The sequence below is a fragment of the Aromatoleum evansii genome (assembly GCF_045689615.1).
Classification (GTDB): domain Bacteria; phylum Pseudomonadota; class Gammaproteobacteria; order Burkholderiales; family Rhodocyclaceae; genus Aromatoleum; species Aromatoleum evansii.
Genome location: NZ_CP141259.1, coordinates 1,687,636 through 1,707,077 on the forward strand (window position 1 = coordinate 1,687,636; position 19,442 = coordinate 1,707,077).

The 19,442-nt window shown below is 66.6% G+C and carries 16 protein-coding genes; 4 read left to right on the forward strand and 12 right to left on the reverse strand.

Annotated features, from left to right (window positions below; all coding sequences use genetic code 11):
- Window positions 1-188: 188 nt before the first annotated feature.
- Both U5817_RS07730 and U5817_RS07735 read left to right on the forward strand, forming a co-directional pair.
- Window positions 189-1,919, forward strand: coding sequence for a sigma-54-dependent Fis family transcriptional regulator (locus U5817_RS07730; protein ID WP_169125587.1), 1,731 nt, complete (start codon window positions 189-191; stop codon window positions 1,917-1,919).
- A 1-nt stretch (window position 1,920) separates the two neighbouring features.
- Complete coding sequence (locus U5817_RS07735) at window positions 1,921-2,385, forward strand: pyridoxamine 5'-phosphate oxidase family protein (RefSeq protein ID WP_407280275.1); 465 nt, start codon at window positions 1,921-1,923, stop codon at window positions 2,383-2,385.
- A 175-nt stretch (window positions 2,386-2,560) separates the two neighbouring features.
- Here U5817_RS07735 and U5817_RS07740 read toward each other — a convergent pair whose 3' ends face one another.
- The gene (locus U5817_RS07740) at window positions 2,561-3,796 is read right to left on the reverse strand and encodes a CynX/NimT family MFS transporter (RefSeq protein WP_407280276.1); all 1,236 of its coding nucleotides are present in this window, start codon (window positions 3,794-3,796) and stop codon (window positions 2,561-2,563) included.
- Between the two features lie 175 nt (window positions 3,797-3,971).
- Between U5817_RS07740 and U5817_RS07745 the strand changes: the two genes are divergently transcribed.
- The gene (locus U5817_RS07745; RefSeq protein WP_407280277.1) at window positions 3,972-4,541 is read left to right on the forward strand and encodes a phosphoribosyltransferase family protein; all 570 of its coding nucleotides are present in this window, start codon (window positions 3,972-3,974) and stop codon (window positions 4,539-4,541) included.
- 89 nt (window positions 4,542-4,630) lie between these two features.
- On the opposite strand, the gene U5817_RS07750 is transcribed toward U5817_RS07745, so the two are convergent.
- From U5817_RS07750 to lysS, 5 genes are all read right to left on the reverse strand, one after another.
- The gene (locus tag U5817_RS07750; protein ID WP_407280278.1) at window positions 4,631-5,188 is read right to left on the reverse strand and encodes a phasin family protein; all 558 of its coding nucleotides are present in this window, start codon (window positions 5,186-5,188) and stop codon (window positions 4,631-4,633) included.
- 166 nt (window positions 5,189-5,354) lie between these two features.
- Window positions 5,355-6,011 carry a response regulator gene (locus tag U5817_RS07755; RefSeq protein WP_407280279.1) on the reverse strand — a complete coding sequence of 219 codons (657 nt, stop codon included), beginning with the start codon at window positions 6,009-6,011 and terminating at the stop codon, window positions 5,355-5,357.
- Window positions 6,008-7,564, reverse strand: a complete 1,557-nt coding sequence (locus U5817_RS07760) for a PAS domain-containing protein (RefSeq protein WP_407280280.1) — start codon at window positions 7,562-7,564, stop codon at window positions 6,008-6,010. The genes U5817_RS07755 and U5817_RS07760 overlap by 4 nt, the downstream gene beginning before the upstream one ends.
- Window positions 7,565-8,051: 487 nt before the next feature.
- Entirely contained in the window at window positions 8,052-9,959 is a 1,908-nt protein-coding gene (gene mnmC / locus U5817_RS07765; RefSeq protein WP_407280281.1) for a bifunctional tRNA (5-methylaminomethyl-2-thiouridine)(34)-methyltransferase MnmD/FAD-dependent 5-carboxymethylaminomethyl-2-thiouridine(34) oxidoreductase MnmC, read from the reverse strand.
- Window positions 9,960-10,046: 87 nt separating this feature from the next.
- Entirely contained in the window at window positions 10,047-11,555 is a 1,509-nt protein-coding gene (lysS, locus tag U5817_RS07770) for a lysine--tRNA ligase (RefSeq protein WP_407280282.1), read from the reverse strand.
- Between the two features lie 245 nt (window positions 11,556-11,800).
- Between lysS and U5817_RS07775 the strand changes: the two genes are divergently transcribed.
- Window positions 11,801-13,600, forward strand: a complete 1,800-nt coding sequence (locus U5817_RS07775) for a methyl-accepting chemotaxis protein (protein WP_407280283.1) — start codon at window positions 11,801-11,803, stop codon at window positions 13,598-13,600.
- 54 nt (window positions 13,601-13,654) lie between these two features.
- Here U5817_RS07775 and minE read toward each other — a convergent pair whose 3' ends face one another.
- The 6 genes from minE to U5817_RS07805 all read right to left on the reverse strand — a co-directional run bounded on the left by minE (window position 13,655) and on the right by U5817_RS07805 (window position 19,362).
- Entirely contained in the window at window positions 13,655-13,915 is a 261-nt protein-coding gene (gene minE / locus U5817_RS07780) for a cell division topological specificity factor MinE (RefSeq protein ID WP_169125577.1), read from the reverse strand.
- 1 nt (window position 13,916) lies between these two features.
- Window positions 13,917-14,732: a septum site-determining protein MinD gene (minD, locus tag U5817_RS07785; RefSeq protein WP_169125576.1), complete on the reverse strand. Its 816-nt coding sequence runs from the start codon at window positions 14,730-14,732 to the stop codon at window positions 13,917-13,919.
- Between the two features lie 31 nt (window positions 14,733-14,763).
- Entirely contained in the window at window positions 14,764-15,537 is a 774-nt protein-coding gene (minC, locus tag U5817_RS07790; RefSeq protein ID WP_169125575.1) for a septum site-determining protein MinC, read from the reverse strand.
- A 225-nt stretch (window positions 15,538-15,762) separates the two neighbouring features.
- Complete coding sequence (locus tag U5817_RS07795; protein WP_407280284.1) at window positions 15,763-16,644, reverse strand: Hsp33 family molecular chaperone HslO; 882 nt, start codon at window positions 16,642-16,644, stop codon at window positions 15,763-15,765.
- Window positions 16,641-17,009 carry an ArsC family reductase gene (locus U5817_RS07800; protein WP_407280285.1) on the reverse strand — a complete coding sequence of 123 codons (369 nt, stop codon included), beginning with the start codon at window positions 17,007-17,009 and terminating at the stop codon, window positions 16,641-16,643. Before U5817_RS07800 ends, U5817_RS07795 begins: the two co-directional genes overlap by 4 nt.
- Before the next feature lie 16 nt (window positions 17,010-17,025).
- The gene (locus tag U5817_RS07805; RefSeq protein ID WP_407280286.1) at window positions 17,026-19,362 is read right to left on the reverse strand and encodes a Tex family protein; all 2,337 of its coding nucleotides are present in this window, start codon (window positions 19,360-19,362) and stop codon (window positions 17,026-17,028) included.
- Between the last annotated feature and the right edge of the window lie 80 nt (window positions 19,363-19,442).

Sequence of the window (19,442 nt, forward strand, 5' to 3'; positions counted from 1 at the left end):
TTGATCATTTGATGATCTTTTCGCGGCCGTCCATCGACCGATTGATCATTTGGTGAACTCCTTTCCGCCCCCTCCGAATGGCAAGGAAAAAGCACGACTTCAAATCGTTTGACTTGGGTCAATACGACTAGCGTGGGCGACGCGTAGAAGGAACGATCCAGGAGGAGACCACACATGAGGACCAGGCAATGACCAGGGCCCATCCCAAGGCGCGCGTCGCGGCAGACGACCTGCGCGCACGCGTTCATTTCTGCGCGGAAACGGGCCAGATCTGGCTGCACGAGCACCGCATGCTGCTCGTGCATGCCGAGGCGCAAGCCTCGCTGCGCAAGGAGCTCATCGACACGCTGGGCATGAACCGTGCGCGCGGACTGTTGCTGCGCATGGGTTACGCCTCCGGTGTGCGTGACGCCGAACTTGTCCGTACGCGCATGCCAGAGCTCAGCGAAGCCGATGCCTTCATGACCGGTCCGCAGCTGCACTCGCTCGAAGGCATCGTCGGCGTGATCCCGATCCGCGTCGAGGTCGACCGCGAGGCGGGAATCTTTCATTGCGAGTTCCGCTGGATCAACTCCTGGGAAGGGCAATCCCATCGCCGCCAGTTCGGCATTCACGACGAACCGGTGTGCTGGACCCAGATCGGCTACGCCTGCGGCTATTCGTCCGCCTTCATGGGGCGGCAGATCCTGTTCAAGGAGGTCGAATGCGCGGGCATGGGCGACGATTGCTGCCGCATCGTCGGCAAGCCGATCGAGGAATGGGAGGATGCCGACGAACACATGCGTCGCTTCGCCCCCGACCCCATCGCCGATCAGTTGTTCGACCTGCAGACCCAGGTCGTGCAGCTGCGCTCGACCATCGCCGAGAAGGAAAATCTCCCCGCGGACATGATCGGCAATTCCGCCGGCTTCCGTCACGCGCTGGAACTCGTGAAGCAGGCCGCGGCAGGACAGATCACCGTGCTGCTGCTGGGCGAGACCGGCGTAGGCAAGGAGCTCTTCGCGCGCGCCCTGCACGAGATGAGCAACCGACGCGACAAGCCGCTGGTTGCGATCAACTGCGCCGCGATCCCGCACGACCTCGTCGAATCGGAGCTGTTCGGCGTCGAGAAGGGCGCCTACACGGGCGCGCAGGTCTCCCGCCCCGGACGTTTCGAGCGCGCCGACGGCGGCACGCTCTTCCTCGATGAGGTCGGCGACCTGCCGCTCACCGCGCAGAGCAAGCTGCTGCGCGTGCTGCAGGAGGGGGAAGTCGAACGTCTCGGCGACGACAAGGTGCGCAAGATCAACGTCCGCCTTGTCGCCGCGACCAACGCCGGCCTCGCGCAGCTCGTCAAGGAAGGCCGTTTCCGGGCCGACCTCTATTACCGCCTCAACGCCTTGCAGATCAACATCCCCGCGCTGCGCGAACGGCGCGACGACATCTCGCCGCTGGCCAAGCACTTCCTCGAGAAGTACGCCGCAATCAACGGCAAGAAGCTGCTCGGCTTCACCGACAAGGCCAAGAAGGCGCTGGTCGGCTACGCATGGCCCGGCAACATCCGCGAGCTGCAGAACACCATCGAGCGCGGCGTGATCCTCGCCCCTCACGGCGGTCGCATCGAGATCGACCACCTGTTCCTGTCGCGCAGCGAGGACGAGGTGCAGGAATTGGGCCTCGACTCGGACGGCAAGCTCGACATCCACGGGCCGAAGGTCGGCCGTGCGCTGTGCGACGCCGTGTGCGAAGGCGCGATGACGCTGAACGAGGTCGAGGCGATGCTGCTCGAGACCGCGATGGACAGGGCGCGCGGCAACCTGTCGTCGGCCGCACGCATGCTCGGCCTGACCCGGCCGCAGTTTGCCTACCGGCTCAAGCGCCTGCACGAGGACGACGCGGCGCGCGAGCCCGCCCCGGACGCCGCGGGGGAGACAGCATGACATGAGCGCCTTGCGCGAAAAGGTGCTCGACTACCTCAAGGCCCGCCACGCCATGAGCATCGCCTCATGCGGCGCGGAGGGCGTCTGGGCGGCGACCGTGTTCTACGTCCATGACGGTTTCACCCTGTACTTCCTGTCTTCGCCCACTACGCGCCACAGCCGCAATATCGCGCACGACGCCCGCATCGCCATCACGATCCAGGAAGATTGTGCGGACTGGCACGAGATCAAGGGCATCCAGGCCGAAGGGCGTGCGGTGGAGATCGGCGGGGCGGAGGAAAACCGTGCGCGCGAGCTCTATGGCGAAAAGTACCCGGTCGTCGGAAAGATCGCCCAGGCGCCCGCCTTCATCGTGAAAGCGCTGGCGAAGGTTCGCTGGTACCGCTTCGAGCCTGAAAAGCTCTACTTCATCGACAACGCCGCCGGCTTCGGCCGCCGCGAAGCGGTCGAATTCCGCAATGATTGAGCTGGCAATCGAATAGACGACGTTCGTCTGGGAGGCGGTTCCTCCCCTTTCAGGGGGGCGGAACAGGGGTTTCGGCGAGCACTGCCCGCGGCCGGTGAAGCGGCGAGGCACAGCCGAGACTACCGGTCAGGAGGGGGACGGTTTTCTGCAGCGAGTGCTTACTCGTCCCCTCCCGTCAGACCTGCTCGGCCAGCATCCCCGCCGGTGAATCCCTCCCGGCATCCTCCGCGGGTTGCAGCTCGATCCGGCGAAACCCCCACGCCGCCAGCACGCCAACGCCGGCGAGCACCGGGATCAGCCAGCGGCCGCCGTCCCAGCCGCCGAGCACGGTCGCCAGCGCTGCGATGGCCGGCACGCCGATGAAAGTGCCGACGTTCGAGCACTGCATGAGGATGCCGTTGGCGATGGCGATGTCGGCAGGCGTGCGCGCCACCAGCGGTATGCCCCCCATCGTGGCTGCCGGGAGCACGCCTCCTGCGCTGCAGACGAAGACTGCGGCCACGGAGCGCAGGACCGGATCGTAGCCGGCCGTGAACACGAACCAGCCGAACGCCCCCATCATGGCCGACACGCCGGCGAGCAGCGCCCAGCGCGGAACCCCCCGCGCCAGCCAGAAGTTTGTCGTCAGGTTGCCGAGGATGTTGCCCCCCACCGCCAGGGCCGTGAGCCAGGTTGCCCGCTCCGGCGTGTAACCCATGTGCTCGACTGCGAATGACGGCAACCAGGTCGCGATCATGAACCAGATCGCCGCATAACAGCCGAAGCACACCCCCATCAGCCAAGGCGCCGGCTGCGCGAGGAGTGTGCGCGAGAACATCGCCACCGGCACCGGGCGCGGGCCGCTTCCCGGTACCGCCCCGAGCTTCAGGAACAGCACGACCAGCACGCACGTGCCGATTGCCAATGCATTTGCCAACCACAGGCCGCGCCAGCCGTGGTGCTGGAGGATGTATGGCGCCACCGCCATCATCAGCCCCATCCCCGTCGGCATGTAGCAGCTCCACAGTGTCAGCAGCCGCCGGCGCCGTCGGGGATCGTCGGCCGCGGCGGTCGCCAGCAGCGAAGGAGCGGCCACGACCACCAGCACGAAGCCTGCGCCCTCGCACGCCCGCGCTGCGATCAGGCTCAGGCCGTCGCCGGCCGCCGCTCCCAGTGCGGAGCCCAGGCCCAGGAGCAGCAGCCCGGCGAGGAGTCCGCGCTGCGCACCGAGGCGGCCGAGCGCCAGTCCGACGAGTACGCCGAGCATCGCGGCGGCGGCATTGATCGCCGTCGCGATCCAGCCTGCGTGGACGAGGCCCACCCCCAGTTGATCCCTGATCGCACCGAGCGCGGGGGGCACCTTGCCGACCTGGGCCGAGGCGAGACAACCGGCGACAAGCGCCAGCGCCGTCCTGCTGTCGAGCGTCTTCATGCGGGTCCTGCGGAAGTGGAACGGAATTCGGTTAAGGATGGAAGTAAAAACATTGGACGTCAAGCAAAAAGTCAGCCGCCGCGGCCAGTCGGGCATGTCGGCGCGCCGCCGTGCAGATGCGGCGTTATAGTATCCGCATCGCCCGCAGCGCGTGTGGGCCCGACCGGAGGCGCACATGGAACGCCCACGCGGATTGCGGACCTGTCTTTACGACGAAACGCAGCTCGAACTGGTCCTCGCGGAGATGGCGCAAAGGCTCGCCACGCGGCTTGACCGCGCCGATCCCGTCGCCGTTGTCGGCATACTGCGCCGTGGCGCGCCGCTGGCAGACCGGCTGGTAGCGGCCCTGCAGCGCCACTACGGGGTGCCGCCGCCGATGCGCCTCGATCTGCGCATCAAGCGTTACGAGGACGACCTGACGCTGCTCCATCCCGAAACCCGCCTGGACGAGAACGAGGCGCAGCGCTCGCTGGACCTGAAGGACTACACCGTGGTGGTGGTCGACGACGTGCTGTACACGGGGAATTCGATGTTGCGGGCGGTGGCGTGGCTGGCGCAGAAGCAGCCGCGGCAGATCATCGTCGTCACCCTTGCCGACCGTTGCGTCAACCGGCTGCCGATCCATGCCGATGTGGTAGGGGTGCGCCTGCAGGTGGCGCCGTCGGACGTCGTCGAATGCAATGTGCCGCCCTACGAGCCCACGTTCCGAATCGAATTGCTGAAGCTGGAACGGGCAGGGGGGTGAGGTGGCGCCGGGCGGCGTGGCACATGAAAAAGGGGGCCGACGGCCCCCTTCATGCAGCCCCGCTGGCGGAGCAGGGCGCTTGCGTGCGCTCAGGCTACCTTGCGGCCCCTGGTGTTGCTCGCCTGTGCGGTCAGGATGGGCTGCAGCGCATTGCTGGCGGCCGCGAGGTTGGTCTCGGCCACGTCGCGGCTGGTCTTGACGAAGCTCTCGTAAGCGGCGCTCGCGTTGCTCATCGCGGTCTTCATCGCATTGACGAACTCGTTGGTGCCGGCGGGGGCGCTGTGGGCAAACTGCTCCACGAACTCGCCCAGGCCGCGTGCCGCTTCGTCGAACTGGCGGGTGCCGAAAGCGGCAATCTCGCCCTGGGTCTCGATGAACAGCGCGTTGATGTTGCGGAAGTAGTCGGCGGCCTGTTCCAGCGACTGGTTCTGCACGGCGAGGCGCGAGGCGAACTGCTCGCGCATGTCGCCCTCGACCAGCGGTGCTGCGCCCGCCGACACGCACGCGCAGGCATTGCGGGCGGCATCGATGTTGAGCGCCATCAGGCGTTCGGTCGCATTCAGGATGGTGTCGGCGAGCGATTGGAAGGCTTCGATGTTGCCGTTCGCGGCTTTCGCCAGTTTCTGGGTGGTTACAAGAGTGTTCACGTCTAGCTCTCCTCGGCTGTATGTGATCATGGGCGCTATCCGATCTCCGTCGATTTGGCGCCAAGCAAAGCGGAAGGTGAATGCTACGTTGCCAGCCTTGCTCGTGACATACATCTTTCTGCGTGTTTTGGATACCGGTTTCCAGGTATTTTCCCCGCGATCGACCTTATCCCGATATCGTTGTAATGCCATTGCGGATGGCATACTTCGTGAGTTCGGCGACGCTGTGCAGATCGAGTTTCCGCATGATGTTGCGGCGGTGCACCTCGACCGTCGACGCGGCCAGGTGCAGGCGTTCGGCAATGCGTCCCGAGGTATGCCCCTCGGCGATCAGTTGCAGCACCTGGCGTTCCCGGGCAGTGATCCGCGGCATCGAAGTATCGCGCGGGGTGTTGTCGAGCAGGGCGCTCGCCACCGTGGCGGCGACGTCGGGGCACAGATAGGTCTTGCCCAGTTGCACGGTGTGGATCGCGCGCAGCAGTTCCTCGCCCGCTTCGGCCTTGGTGACGTAACCCCTCGCGCCGGCATTGAGCAGGTCGAGCACGAACTGCCGATCCGAGAAGGCCGACACGCCGATGACCTTGAGGTTGGGACGGATGGCCAGCAGCCGGCGGGTCGTCTCTATCCCGTTCATTGCCGGCATGCCGATGTCCACGCATGCGATGTCTACCGCTTTGTCCGCGACGAGGGCCAGGAGCTCGTCGCCGGTACCCGCCACGCCGACCACCTCGATACCGGGCTCCTTTTCCAGCATCGCGCGCAAGGCGTGCAGGAACATGCGGTGATCGTCCGCGAGCGCGATCAGGATCTTTCCGCTGCTCATGCCCGCCCCGTGCTCATCGAGTGTTCAGCCGCCTGAGATCTCGCCGGCCGCGGCTGCCTGCGGAATTCGCCCGCCTGGAGATCGAAGCTGACCCGGATTGCGGTGCCGGTTTCCGGAGACGAATTCAGCTCGAAGGTTCCTCCCGCGAATTCGGCGCGTTCCTTCATGGTGATCAGCCCCAGTCCGGGCGTCGTACCGGACTCGCCCAGATGGTGGGGGTCGAAGCCGATGCCGTCGTCGGCGATCTCCATGCAGAGAAGACCGTCGGAGTTCTCCAGATGGATGCGGACGTTTTTCGCGCGTGCATGTTTTGCGCAGTTCGTCAGGGCTTCCTGGGTGATGCGGAAGAGCAGTGACTGTACGTTGGAAGGCAAGTGCATGGTGAAATGGGTGGTGTCGAGATGCACGGCGATGCCTGTGCGCTGGCGGAACTGCTGCGCGTAGTCCTGCACGGCCGGAATCAGGCCAGCGTAGTCCAGGGTCGCCGGGCGGAGGTTGGTGCAGACGTCGCGGATGCCCGTGATGGTGTCGAGCAGGAGCCCCTTGGCGTCGTCGAGCAAGGGTTCGAGTTCCGCGAGGACCGGGGCAGGCAGCGCGCGCGCGAGGTTCGTTAGCGTGAGCTGTAATGCGGCGAGGTTGGGGCTGGTGTGGTCATGCAGCTCGGCGGCGAACTTGCGGCGCTCGTTCTCCTGCACGTCGACCATGTGGCGCGAGAGCTCCGCGAGCCGCGTCGCATGGGCCGCGCGTTCGAGTTCCAGCTGTTTGCGGTCGGAATTGTCGGAAAGCACCGTCCGGCTGGCGACGAAGCTGCCCTGCGCGTCGAAGATGGCCGTCGAACTGAGCAGCACGGGCAGCGACGAACCGTCCCGGCGCAACAGCTCGATGTCCATGTTGCGCAGAAGGCCGGTCTTCTTGAACGTGCGGAACACCTGCCCGAACAGCGCCCGGCTCGCGGGGCAGAACAGCTCGAAGGCGCGCCTGCGCCCGACGATTTCGTCGCGCTCATGCCCCAGCCAGCGCAGCAGCGTGTCGTTGATGCGGATGATCATCCCGTCCGCGTCGAGGGAATAGTAGCCGCAGGGTGCGTTCTGGTAGAGATCCTCGATCTCGAAGGTCTTGCGCCGCAGCTCCTGCTCAGCCAGCTTGCGTTCGGTGATGTCCTGAGTCGTGCCGTAGAGCTTGTACACCCGGCCGCGGTGATTCTTGACCGGCACGATCGTAGTCGCGTGGAAGCGCTCGGCGCCCGACGGCAGATGCACGGTCTGCTCCAGCTCCTGCCGCGCGCCGGTGTCGATCGCTTCCCAGAACGCGGCACGCGTCAGCTCAACCGATTCGAGCGAGTAGTAACCCAGGGCTTCGTTGAGATCGGGCGTGCCTTGCGCGCTGGGCCGTTCGAAGAGGCGGAACAGCTGTGGCGACCAGCTCATCGCACCGCTGTCGCGATCCAGTTCCCAGTCGCCCATGCGTCCAACCGCCTGCGCTTCGTGCAGGCGAGCCTCGCTTGCACGGAGGACCTCTTCGGCATTGGGTGGGTCGGGCATCTCCCGGGGCATGACAACCTCACTGCGGCCTGATCGGCGCAGTAAACACAATGGCGCATGGCGCAGAAGCCGAATGCTCGCGCGCGGTACCCTTCGCGCTCGCGTTTCCAGGCAGCGCTATATCCTTGGGAATCATTCTCATTCTAGTGCGCCGGCCAAGATATTTATAAGAATTGCACTCGTCCCAAGCACCCGTTCAGGTCTCCTGCCGATACCTTCGTCGCAACCGAAAAATTCGGATGTGACACGCGTTCTGCTGCATGTCCTGATCCAGACGTATCGCCTCGAACAGCGGGAATAGGCCGCGCCTGGGCGCCACGCAATGCATTGCGGGCAGCGCATGTCTCCTGATGGCGCGTTCCGTCGTCATATGGACGACATGGCTGAAACCGGCCTCGGGGCCGAGTTTCAAAGCCAATGATCATACCGGGGCGAGATTCGCCGACCTATACCCGGAACCCTGTACCAGGGTGTAACGCGATGTGTCGCGCTCTTGCCTTCATTCGTCCGCCATCGCGCGGCGAGGCGGGCGCAACAGGTAGCGTGCCGGATCGAGTGCCTCCACCAGCGAGCGTTCCAGCGGCAGGGGGTCGCCCACGAGTTCGCTCGCCAGCAGTTCGGCCGCCAGCGCCGCCCAGACCAGCCCGCGAGCGCCGAAGCCTTCGACTGCGTAGAGGCCGGGGTGGCGCGGAATGGAGGACAGAGGGCTTGCACGATCGGCCTGGCGCACTGCCGGCACTGCGCCGACCATCGGCAGCCGGTCGGGAGATGCGGGGCGGAAGCCGACTCGTCCGTCGAGGCGGGACGGATCGAAAGCGGCGGCGAAGCCAGGCAGGATGAAATCGAGCTTGGCGAGATTCTCGCGATGATCGATCACGCGCAGCGCCGCGTCCTCGTCATCCACCGAAAAGGTCGCGCCCGCGCAGCGCACGCCGTCGATCGCCGGGCTGACGTAACCGAGGCGGCACACGACCACGCGTGGCGCGCTGTCGGGCTGCGCCGGGAGATGGCTCACCTGGCCGCGCGCGCTGCGCACGGGCAGCGCGGCCGCCTGCGGGAAGCGCCGGATGCCGACGCCGTTGGCGAGGATCGCGACGGGTGCCGCCGCGATCACGTCGCCGTTCGCGTCCAGTGCGCGCCAGCCGTCGGCGTCCGACTCCAGCGCGGCGACGTCGCTGCCGAAATGGCAACGGATCAACTCGGGGAAGGCGGTCAGGTTCGCCCGGCACAGGCTGGGAGGATTGACCCAGCCGCCGCCGGGAAACCACCAGCCGCCGAGGGGCAGCGGCCAGCCCGCAATGCACGATGCCTCTTCGCTCGCGACAAAGCGCAGGTACTCCTCGGGCGCCTGCTGTGCCTCCACCACGCGCCGCTGCTTATCCTCGTGCATCGGGTCGCGTGCGAGGTGGAGCACCCCGCACGCCTCCCAGCGCACCGGCAGGCCGCCTGCGCTCAGGCGCTGCAGGTGGCGCAGGCCGTACAGGGCGCCGGCGCGGGTGATGCGGGCGAGGCGGTTGTCGTCGAGGCTGGGCAGCGGGCGCAGCACGCCGCTCAGATTGCCCGAGGCGCCTTGCGCCGCCTCCGCCGCGGAGTCGACGACATCTACGGTCCAGCCGCGCTCGGCAAGGCGGTTGGCGATGCTGCTGCCCGCCAGCCCGGCCCCGATCACCAGCGCATGGCGGGGCGTGGCGGCCGACGCCGTGTCGGCGGCGTCGCCGATCCGGGCCCGCAGCATCTCGCGCTTGCCGCCGAACCCGGCGGCCCGCTCGCAGCGGAAACCCAGCTCGCCCAGCGTGCGTCGCACGGCGCCCGTCACCGACCAGGTCGCGAGGGTGGCGCCCGGTGCCGCCAGGCGCGGCAGTTCGCGCAGCAGCTCGGCCGACCACAGCTCAGGGTTCGTCGCGGGCGAGAAGCCGTCCAGATAGAAGGCATCGGCGCGGCATTGCAGTTCGGGCATCAGGTCCAGCGCGTCACCGAGCAGCAGGGTCAGGACGACGCGGCCACCGTCCAGGTGCAGGCGGTGGATGCCCGGCGTCAGCTCCGGCCAGTGTTCCCGCAGCTCCGCCGCGAGCGGTGCGAGCGCGGGCCAGCGGGTGTGCAGCGTCGCGATGTCCTCGCGGCGGAAGGGGTGGCGTTCGACCGACACGAAATGCAGCCGACCGCAGCGCTGCGCATCCTCGCGCCAGGCCGCCCAGGTCGCGAGGAAGTTGAGCCCCAGCCCGAAGCCCGTCTCGACGATGGTGAAGCGTTCGCGCCCCTGCCAGCGCTCCGGCAGGCCATTGCCGCCGATGAACACATGCCGTGCCTGCTCGAGCCCGCCGTCGCGCGAGAAATAGACGTCGCCGAAGGCGTCGGAGCAGGGCGTGCCGTCCTCGGTGAAGCTCAGGCGGGCCGGTTCGATGGGCATGGTCGTCGGACGGGGCGGTGACGAAAAATCGCAACTCGAAAAAGACAGGGCGCCTTTCGGCGCCCTGTCGTCGTCGCGATGTCCAGCTTACTCCATCCGCATCTGCGGGAAGAGGATCACGTCGCGGATGCTGGGGCTGTCGGTGAGCAGCATCACGAGACGGTCGATGCCGATGCCGCAGCCGCCGGTCGGGGGCAGGCCGAATTCGAGTGCGCGGATGTAATCGGCGTCGAAGAACATCGCTTCCTCGTCGCCGGCTTCCTTCGCCTTGACCTGCTCGAGGAAGCGCGCTGCCTGGTCTTCGGGGTCGTTGAGCTCGGAGAAGCCGTTGGCGATCTCGCGGCCGACGATGAAGAGCTCGAAGCGCTCGGTGATCTCCGGGTTGGCGTCGTTGCGGCGCGCGAGCGGCGACACCTCGGCCGGGTAGTCGATGATGAAGGTCGGCTCCCACAGCTCGGCTTCCGTGGTCTCTTCGAACAGCATCAGCTGCAGCGTGCCGAGGCCGGCGCCGGCGCGCGGCTCGGCCTTCAGGTCGGTGAGCTTGTTGCGCAGCCAGCCGGCGTCGTTGAGCTGCTCGACGGTGTAGCCGGGATGATACTTGCGGATCGCGTCGACGATGGTGAGGCGCGCGAAGGGCTTGGAGAGATCCAGCTCGCGGCCCTGATACACGAACACCTCGGTGCCCAGCGCCTCACGGGCGGCCTGGCGCAGCAGGCCCTCGGTGAAGTTCATCAGGCTGCGGTAGTCCGCATACGCCTCGTAGAACTCCATCATCGTGAATTCGGGGTTGTGGCGCGGGCTCAGGCCTTCGTTGCGGAAGTTGCGGTTGACCTCGAAGACCTTCTCGAAGCCGCCGACCACCAGGCGCTTGAGGTACAGCTCGGGCGCGATGCGCAGGAACAGCTCCATGTCCAGCGCATTGTGGTGGGTGGTGAAGGGCTTGGCCGCCGCGCCGCCGGGGATGGGGTGCATCATCGGCGTCTCGACTTCGAGGAAGCCGTGGTTGACCATGTAGTTGCGGATCGACTGCACCATGCGGCTGCGCGCGACGAAGGTGAAGCGCGTCTGCTCGTTCATGATCAGGTCGACGTAACGCTGACGGTACTTCTGCTCGACGTCGGTGAGGCCGTGGAACTTGTCCGGCAGGGGGCGCAGGCTCTTGGTGAGCAGGCGCACTTCCGAGACTTTCACCGACAGCTCACCGGTGCGCGTCTTGAACACGGTGCCGACCGCGCCGACGATGTCGCCGATGTCCCAGTGCTTGAAGTCGGCGTACACTTCCTCGCCGACCGCGTCGCGCGTGACGTAGAGCTGGATGCGCCCGGACAGGTCCTGGATGGTGATGAAGCTCGCCTTGCCCATGACGCGCTTGAGCATCACGCGGCCGGCGACCTTGACTTCGACCGGGTTGGCGTCGAGGACTTCCGGTTCCTTGTCGCTGTACAGCTCGTCGAGTTTGCCGGCGGTGTTTTCGCGCGAGAAGTCGTTCGGGAATGCGCGGCCGGTGGCGCGCCAGGCGGCCAGTTTCTCACGCCGCTCGGCGATGATGTGGTTCTCGTCGGGTGCGCTGGCGGGGTTGTTGTTCTGGTCGCTCATGAATCGAATCGGCTGGTTGCGGCGAAAAAAGGCAATTGTGGCATGCCGCGGGATACCGGGCAAATTCGGACCGCCCAGCAACGCCCATGCCGCCCCGAGGTATGCCCCGACCGTCGCGCATCTTCCGCCGGTCGTCGGGTGCCGGGCGCCGGGGCATACATCCGTTTCGCGCTTCGCCTAAAGTGTCCGCCTTCGCGGCCGATAGAGGTTGCCATGTTTGGACAAAAATAGACCGGAGAGTCCCCATGAGTTCACCCGAGAGCCTGTATGTAAGGATAGAAAAGACCTTCTGGAATTCGCTCACGAAGAAGCTGTGCAGCTTCCTGCTGCTGTTCTTCATCGACGTGGTGTATCTCGCGATTTACCTGAACCAGAAGACGGAGGTCCGGTCCCTGCTCGAGGTGGGCAAGGTCTCGCCCGAATTGGCGCAGCAGGTCGCGGAGTCCCTCGAGGGGGGGCTGTACCTGATGCTGGTCCTGACGGCGGTGGCACTGCTGATCAACGTCGGTCAGATCGTCTACATCCGGCACCTCATCGTCCGGCCGGTGCGCATCATCACCGGCATCTTCAACGAGATCGCGCGCGGCGAGGGCGATTTTTCGCGCAACCTGCCGCTCGTCACGCACGACGAGTTGCGCGATCTTGCCGTCAGCTACAACCATTTCGCCGAAAAGATGCGGCAGATCATCGGCGACGTGCGCACGTCGAGCGTGAACATCGCTCGCGACGCAGTGGTGGTGAAGTCGCGCGTCGAAGGCGCGGCGAACAATGCACGCCGGCAGGGCCAGCTCACCGAGGTGGTGTTCAGCGCGAGCACCGAGTCGACTTCGGCGATCGAGAGTGTTTCGGCGAGCACCCAGCATATATCGGCCTCGACGACCAAGAACCTCGACATCGCACGGGCCTCGCTGGGCGAGATGCGCGAGATCTCGGACAAGATCAATGCGGTGAGCGAGAAGGTGGTGCACTTCAATGCGACGGTGGACGATCTGTCCACGCGCTCCGAGAGTGTCAAGCAGATCGCCAAGCTGATCCGCGAGATCGCCGATCAGACCAACCTCCTCGCGCTCAACGCGGCGATCGAGGCGGCCCGCGCAGGCGAGGCGGGGCGCGGCTTCGCGGTCGTCGCGGACGAGGTCCGCAAACTGGCCGAGCGAGTGAACACCGCGGCCGAGGAGATCACCGGCAACATCGACGGGATGATCGGCCGGGTGATGACGACGCGGGCGGAGAACGAGGTCATCAATGCCGACGTGCTGCAAGCGCGCGAGGTCGTCGCCCGCTCCGCGACGCAGTTCCAGTTCATGGTTGGCGAATTCGAAACGACCGGCGAGCAGCTGCTGCAGATCGCGGCGGCGATGGAGCAGCTGTCGGCGACCAATGCCCAGGTCCATGACAACGTGACCGCGATTCACGACCTGTCCGGCACGGTGGCGGGCCACATGGAAGAGTCCGAGGCCTGCACGCTCAAGCTCGCCCGCGCGACCGAGTCGGTGCAGGAGCTGGTGTCGCGCTTCAAGATCGGCAAGGGCGAGTTCGATCATGCCGTCGAGCAGGCGAAGGCCTTCCGTGACCGTGTGCAGGCCCAGCTGGAGGACATGAAGAACAATCGCGTCGATGTCTTCGACAAGCGCTACCAGCCGATCGCGGATACCTTCCCGCAGAAGTTCAAGGTGTCGTGGGGCGACGAATACACGCGGCGCTGCCAGAAGCTGCTCGAGGAATGCCTGACCTCCATTCCCGGCTGCACCTATGCCGTCGCGGTCAATACCGATGGTTACCTGTCGGCGCACAACCTCAAGTATTCGAAGCCGCTCACCGGCAACAAGGACGCAGACCTGGTCGGCAACCGCACCTGCCGCAAGTTCGTGAGCCACGCGGAGCAGCGCGCGGCGAAGAACGCCGAGCCGATGCTGCTGCAGACCTTCCTGCGCGATACGGGTGAAATCCTGTGCGACGTGGCCATGCCGATCATGGTCGGCGGCCGTCACTGGGGGAATGTGCGGGTCGGCGTGCCGGCGGAGGCGTTGCTCGCCGAGCGCTGACGGGGGCGGGCCGGGCGCCGCGCGGCGCCCGGTTTGCGGCTGGTGCCGTGGAGGTCAGCGAGCCTGTTCGGGCAGGACGATATTGACTTCCAGGACCTCGTAGTTGTCCTGCTTGTCGAGATGCACCTTGATGTCGTCGGGATTGACGGCGACGTACTTCGAGATCACCTCGATCAGCTCGCGCTGCAGCGCGGGCAGGAAGTCGGCCTTGGCCGCGTCGCCGCTGCGCTCGTGTGCGATCAGCAGCGACAGGCGGTTCTTGGCGATTTCCGCCGTCTTCTTCTTTTCGCCGAAGAGGCGGGCAAGGAAGGACATCTTACTTGCCTCCGAACAGGCGCTTGATGAGGCCCGGCTTCTCGTAGTTCACGAAGCGCAGCTCGCGGGTTTCGCCGAGGAAGCGGGCGACGACGTCGGTGTAGGCTTCGGAAACGTCGGTTCCCTTGAGGTGGATCGCAGGGGTACCCTGGTTCGAGGCCTGAAGGACGGATTCCGACTCGGGGATCACGCCGATCAGCGGCACGCGCAGCAGTTCCTGCACGTCCTTGTACGACAGCATCTCGCCTTCCTCGACGCGCTTGGGCGAGTAGCGCGTGACGAGCAGGTGTTCCTTGACCGGCTCCTTGCCTTCTTCGGCACGGCGGGACTTGGACTGCAGGATGCCGAGGATGCGGTCGGAGTCGCGCACGGACGAGACTTCGGGGTTGGTCGTGACGATCGCCTCGTCGGCGAAGGTCAGCGCTAGCACCGCGCCGCGTTCGATGCCGGCGGGGGAGTCGCACACGATGTAGTCGAAACCCATGTGCTCGAGGTCGCGGATCACCTTCTCGACGCCTTCCTCGGTCAGGGCATCCTTGTCGCGCGTCTGCGAGGCGGGCAGCACGAAGAGGTTGTCGCAGTGCCGGTCCTTGATGAGCGCCTGGTTGAGCTTGGCGTCGCCGTTGATGACGTTGATGAGGTCATACACGACGCGCCGCTCGCAGCCCATGATCAGGTCGAGGTTGCGCAGGCCGACGTCGAAGTCGATGACGGCCGTCTTGAAGCCGCGCAGGGCCAGGCCGGAGGAAAAGGCGGCGCTGGTGGTGGTCTTGCCCACGCCACCCTTGCCCGAAGTTACGACGACGACACGAGTCACGGTATGTCCTTCCTGAAAGTTTGCGCTGCGCTCAACCGAGCTGCAGCGATGCGATGTCGAGTTTCTGTTCGTTGCCGTCGGCCGTGAGGCGCACGAGCGTCGCCCGGCCCGCGACGGCTGCGGGAATGCCTTGCTCGAAGGTGCGGTAGATGCCCGCGATCGACACCAGTTCGGGGCCGAAGTTGGTGGTGACGATGCGGGCATCGGTGTTGCCCTGCGCGCCGGCCAGTGCGCGTCCGCGCAGCGGGCCGTAGCAGTGGATGCTGCCGTCGGCGATGACTTCGGAGCCGTTGCTGACGCCGGCGAGGAGCACAAGGTCGCCGCCGCGGGCATATACCTGCTGGCCGGAACGCAGCGGGCGGTCGATGTAGAGGGTGTTCGCGGACAGTGCCGATGCCGCGGCCGGCGCGGGCTGAGTCGCGGGTGCGGGTTCCGGTCGCGCCTGCGGTGCCGGGGCGGCGCCACCCTGACGTTCCCGCAGTTCGGCGCCATCGAGAATCGCGAGGCCGGCCTGGCGCGCCGACGCTGCGTGTTCCTCGGGCAGGCTGCGCACGCCGACGGGTTGCAGCCGGTAGCGGCGGAATAGGCTGGCGAGGCCGACCCAGTCGATGCGTTCGGGATGCGAGGTCACGCCCGAGAAATCCAGCACAGCCGCTTCGCCGTTGAAGAAATCGGGCATGCCGCCGAGCATCAGGTGCAGGGCATCGGCGAGCCGTGCCGGTTCGGTTTCGCGCAGGACCGCGATGGTGGCGCCGAGCGTCGCGTTGCGGAACTCGATCGAACGGGCGGCGTTGGGTGCGGACATGGGTGCGAAGGGGCCGAAAAGCTTTAAAGTCTACTGACGACAGTGGAATCGGGCAAGGTTCTCGCGGCGCATGCCGTCCTGCCGCGGCGGTGCGTGTCGGTGGGATTCTGCTGTGGGAGCGGCTTCAGCCGCGAATCGGCGTTATCGCACGCATCGGGGCACATTCGCGGCTGAAGCCGCTCCCACGCGAAGCCGCTCCCGGGGTTTCATGCGATTGCCCCAGGCTCAGTGCAGGGTCGGAGGCGATTCGCCGCCGGGGCCGGACTTGAAGAATTCGTCGATTTCACCCGGTTCGAAGCGGTATTCGTGGTTCGACAGGTCGTCGCGCACGACCAGTTCGCCGTGCTCGGCGTAGATGCGGCGGACTTCGCTTTCGCCAAGCGAGCGCAGCATCGCGATGATCTTGTCGCGGTCGGGGGGGAAGTCGTGGATCACCGGGCGGGGGTCGTACACGCGCACCGTCTCCTCGGCGAACAGTCGGCCGAGCAGGGTTTCGGGGTCGAGGGAGAGGAGCTCCTCGCGCGTGACGGTCTGGGCGAACTGGTGCGCGCGCGACCAGCCGTCCTCGTCGCGCGCATCCGCGCCGGGCAGCTTCTGCAGGAAGAGCGCGGCGGCGGCGTCCTTGTTGCAGGCGAGCCACAGGCCGGCTGGTTGCTGTTCGGATTGCTGCAGGTAGTGCTCGAACACCGCCGCAATGCTGTTGCCTTCGAGTGGGACGAGGCTCTGGTAGGGCTGCGCCATGCCTTCGACGTCCAGGGTGAGCTGGAGGATGCCGTCGCCGACCAGTTCCGACAGCCGGTCACCTTCCGGGACGCGCTCGTCGAAGGCCGCGAAGCCGCGCAGGTTGAGGGCTTCGTTGCAGTCGATGACCATCAGGCGCACCGGGCCGCGTCCCTGCACCTGGAAGGTGAGGCGGCCCGCCTGCTTGAGGTTGCCGGCGATGAGGGCCGACACGGCGCTCATCTCTCCCAGCAGGGTGCCGACATTGCGCGGGTAGTCGCGCCCCTTCTGCAGCGCCTGCCAGACGTCGTCGAGGCGCACCACGGCGCCGCGGATGTCGAGGTCTTCGAGCAGAAAACGACGCACGTAGCTCTTGTGGTCCTTCATGGACGGGCTCCTTCCCGGGCGAACAGCGTCGCGAGGTGTTCGGGGTCGAATCCGGCGACGATCTCTCCCGACGCGGTTTCCATAACCGGCCGGCGGATGACGCTGGTGTGCGCGGCCATCAGCGCGATCGCGTCGGCGGCGGAGGCGATGGCCTGCTGCGCGGGATCGAGCTTGCGCCAGGTGGTCCCGCGCTTGTTGACGAGCGCCTCCCAGCCAAGGCGGTCGCACCAGCGTGCGAGCGTGTCGGGGGAAATGCCGGACTTGCGGTAGTCGTGGAAAGTGTAGGCGATACCCTGTGTGTCGAGCCAGGTGAATGCCTTTTTCATCGTATCGCAGTTCTTGATGCCGTAGATCGTCGTGCTCATCGTCATGCGTCCGGGCTTACTTGCGCAGCGCGCGCGCGAGCGCGTCGGCCATCGCGCCGCCGGCGGCGGGGCGGTCGTTGCCGCGCGATGGCGCGCGCGGGGCGTTGCGATCCTGCCGCGGGGCGTCCCCGCGACCGCGTGGGACGTTGTCGCGCGCGCTGCCTGCCGGGCGGGCTGCGGCCGGTTCGTCGCTCATGCGCATCGTCAGCGCGATGCGGTTGCGCGGGAGATCGACTTCCAGCACCTTGACCTTCACGACCTGGCCTGCCTTGACGACGCTGTGCGGATCCTTCACGAAGCGGTCCGACAGCGCGGAGATATGCACGAGTCCGTCCTGATGCACGCCGATGTCGACGAAGGCTCCGAAATTGGTGACGTTGGTCACGACGCCTTCGAGCATCATCCCCGGCGCGAGGTCCTTGAGCGTCTCGACGCCGTCGCGGAAAGAGGCTGTGCGGAACTCGGGTCGCGGGTCGCGGCCGGGTTTCTCCAGTTCGGCGAGGATGTCCTGCACGGTGGGCAGGCCGAAGCGCTCGTCGGTGAATTCGACCGGGCGCAGCGTCTTCAGGAAGCTCGCGTTGCCCATCAGCTCGCGCACGTTCTTGCTCACCTTGGCGAGAATGCGCTGGACGACCGGATAGGCTTCCGGGTGCACCGAGGAGGCGTCGAGCGGGTTGTCACCGTTGGGGATGCGCAGGAAGCCGGCGGCCTGCTCGAATGTCTTGGGACCGAGGCGCGGCACTTTCTTCAGCGCGTCGCGACTTGGGAAGGGGCCGTTGGCGTCGCGGTGTTCGACGATGTTGCCGGCGAGCGTGGCATTGAGGCCCGAGATGCGCGCCAGCAGCGCCGCCGAGGCGGTGTTCACGTCGACACCGACGGCGTTCACGCAGTCCTCGACGACCGCGTCCAGGCTCTTGGCGAGGCGCGACTGGTTGACGTCGTGCTGGTACTGGCCGACGCCGATCGACTTCGGGTCGATCTTGACGAGTTCGGCGAGGGGGTCCTGCAGACGGCGGGCGATCGACACCGCGCCGCGCAGCGACACGTCGAGATTCGGGAATTCCCGGGCGGCGAGCTCGGAGGCGGAATACACGGACGCGCCGGCCTCCGACACCGTGACCCGGGTCAGGCGCAGTTGCGGCAGCGCTTCCATCAGGTCCGCGACAAGCTTGTCGGTTTCGCGCGAGGCAGTGCCGTTGCCGATGGCAACCAGTTCGACCGCGTGCTTTTTCGCCAGGGCGGCCAGCGTCGCGAGCGAGCCTTCGCGGTCGCGGCGCGGCTCGAAGGGGTAGATCGTTGCGGTATCGACGAGCTTGCCGGTGCGGTCGATGACCGCGACCTTGACGCCGGTGCGGATGCCGGGGTCAAGGCCCATCGTGCAGCGCGCGCCGGCCGGGGCGGCAAGCAGCAGGTCCTTGAGGTTGCGTGCGAAGACGCGAATCGCCTCCTCCTCGGCGCGTTCGCGCAGCTCGTTCATCAGTTCGAGTTCGAGGTGCAGCGAGATCTTCACGCTCCACGCCCAGCGCACGCTGTCGCGCAGCCAGCGGTCGGCCGGGCGGCCCTGGTCGCGGATGCCGAAGCGCGCGGCGATGCGGCCTTCGCAGGGGTGGGGTGCGTCGGGGTCGGGCTGGTCGACGGTGAGCGCGAGGCGCAGCACGCCTTCGTTGCGGCCGCGCAGCAGCGCGAGCGCGCGGTGCGAGGGCATGGTGGCGACCGGCTCGCGGAAGTCGAACCAGTCGCGGAATTTCGCGCCTTCCGTTTCCTTGCCCTCGATCCCCGTCGAGCTGACCTGGCCGTTCTCCTGCAGCCAGGTGCGCAGGGTGCCCAGCAGCTCGGCGTCCTCGGCGAAGCGCTCGATGAGGATCTGGCGCGCGCCGTCGAGCACGCTCTTGACGTCGGCGAAGCCGGCTTCGGCATTGAAGTAGCGTTCGGCTTCCGTTTCCGGGACGAGGTTCGGGTCTTCCAGCAGCGCCAGCGCGAGGGGCTCGATGCCGGCCTCGCGGGCGATCTGCGCCTTGGTGCGGCGCTTCTGCTTGTATGGCAGGTAGAGGTCTTCAAGGCGCTGCTTGGTCTCGGCGGAGGCGATCTCGGCGGCCAGCGTGTCGGTCATCTTGCCCTGTTCGGTGATCGATGCGATCACGGCGGCGCGGCGATCCTCGAGCTCGCGCAGGTAGCCGAGGCGTTCTTCCAGGTTGCGCAGCTGGGTGTCGTCGAGGCCGCCGGTGACTTCCTTGCGGTAACGGGCGATGAAGGGCACGGTGGCGCCTTCGTCGAGGAGCTGGATGGCGGCAACGACCTGGCGGGGCTGGGCGGCGAGTTCTGCGGCGATGCGGTGTTCGATCGGGGGAAGCATGAGTCTCGCGGGCGTTCAGGGACGCCCGGCAAAGTTGGCAGTGAAGAGGGGGGCGATGGTGCAACAGGCGGGCGTGCATG